The organism is Pusillimonas sp. MFBS29 (assembly GCF_020687695.1).
Taxonomy (GTDB): Bacteria; Pseudomonadota; Gammaproteobacteria; order Burkholderiales; family Burkholderiaceae_B; genus Pusillimonas_C.
The window spans coordinates 1-816 of sequence record NZ_JAJEWL010000026.1 but is presented as its reverse complement, the minus strand read 5'-3'; the positions used below and the strand labels follow the sequence as shown (position 1 = coordinate 816).

Annotated in this window: 1 protein-coding gene; it reads left to right on the top strand. The window is 57.4% G+C overall.

Annotated elements, in window-relative coordinates:
* Positions 1–478: 478 nt before the first annotated feature.
* The coding region (locus tag LKR43_RS16140) for a JAB domain-containing protein (protein WP_305080638.1) at positions 479–816 on the top strand (338 nt) is incomplete at its 3' end.

Sequence of the window (816 nt, the reverse complement as noted above, 5' to 3'; positions counted from 1 at the left end):
GCCTGCCACATTACATTTTTGTCATGTATCCGGACCCGTAATGTTTATGCACTGGAGTGGAGGTTTGTGTTCGTGCTAGCGGACCTAGCCAAAAGCACGTCAAATTAGATCGACCATGGGCCGATGATGGCGCTCGCCGCGCGGGCCAGCATTCGCAATCAGTGCATAGTGGGCCGTCTGTTCCTGTTGCCCTGAGTGCGCCGCCCAAAACGCCGACTGTACCGCCATCCGTGTCCGCTGCCCTGGCTTTCGCGGCATAAACGGCTTCCTCCCCGCCCCGCGGGTCCCCTCCATATATTCCACGGTCCTGTTCATCAGCCCCGGCCAGCAGTTCAGAACGGCAAGGCGACGAACTCACGGCAACGGCGGCAACCCCGCAGGAACCGTATTACTGCGAACGCCGAAAACCTACGATCAGGCTCGGAATCTTCGGCCCCGGTCAGCAGGAAAACCAACCGGCTTTTGAAGGAACAGGAAAATGGAACACGTTAACCACAATGCAGCTTTGGGCTATGACAACATGAACGCAGGGCAGACGCTGTATGTGCGTAGCCCGTCAGGGCGATATCATGCCGCGACCGATTCGCACGTACTGGCCGCCGCGCGGATCGCTGCGGAAAGCTTGATCGGTGATCGGGCTGATATGGGAAACCCAAACGCCGTAAAGCAGTACTTTCAGGCCAAGTTGTCGGGCATGGGGCATGAAGTTGCCGCTGTGCTGTACCTGAACAGCCAGTTTAAGGTGATCCGTTACATGGAAATGAGCCATGGCACGTTGACGCAGGCCAGCGTATACCCGCGCGAAATCGTTAAAAC